Here is a 766-nt window from a genome sequence, read left to right on the forward strand (position 1 = left end):
GAAGTAAAGTTTCGCATAAAAGATTTAATTACTCTCGCTGTTAGTTCAAAATAAAAAAAGCAAAATACAGAGTCTCGTAGCTCAGCTGGTTAGAGTACTACACTGATAATGTAGGGGTCGGCAGTTCGAGTCTGCCCGGGACTACTATTTTAGGCTTTAAAGGAAATTCTAGAGGTTAGCTAACCGGATGCAGTTACTGTTGATTATAAACTGTTAACTAACAACTAAAACGGGGGATTAGCTCAGCTGGCTAGAGCGCCTGCCTTGCACGCAGGAGGTCATCGGTTCGACTCCGATATTCTCCACAATTCGCTACGGTGAAAAAAGTTCATTGACATATTGAGATAAGAAAATAATAACAAAGTAGAAAGAACACGTTTTGTGTATTAATGCATAAAACACAAGTACAATAAGCAAAATAAGGGCGTATGGGGGATGCCTAGGCTCTCAGAGGCGATGAAGGACGTGATAAGCTGCGAAAAGCTACGGGGACTGGCACATACAGATTGATCCGTAGATATCCGAATGGGGCAACCCACTATGTTGAAGACATAGTACACCGATAGGTGAGTAAACCCGCTGAACTGAAACATCTAAGTAGGCGGAGGAGAAGAAAACAAAAGTGATTCCGTAAGTAGTGGCGAGCGAACGCGGATTAGCCCAAACCAATGTTGTTACGGCAATATTGGGGTTGTAGGACCACGATATTTCTTGCGGATTGAATTAGAATAACCTGGAAAGGTTAACCATAGAGGGTGATAGTCCC

2 tRNA genes and 1 rRNA gene are annotated in these 766 nt (G+C 42.7%); all 3 read left to right on the forward strand.

Annotated features, from left to right (window positions below):
* The first annotated feature begins 70 nt into the window (after positions 1 to 70).
* Positions 71 to 144, forward strand: a tRNA-Ile gene (locus IAI56_RS15830).
* 87 nt (positions 145 to 231) lie between these two features.
* A tRNA-Ala gene (locus tag IAI56_RS15835) sits at positions 232 to 305 on the forward strand.
* Between the two features lie 103 nt (positions 306 to 408).
* Positions 409 to 766, forward strand: a 23S ribosomal RNA gene (locus IAI56_RS15840); the annotation flags it as partial.

Source organism: Flavobacterium macrobrachii, assembly GCF_014486675.1.
Lineage (GTDB): Bacteria > Bacteroidota > Bacteroidia > Flavobacteriales > Flavobacteriaceae > Flavobacterium > Flavobacterium macrobrachii.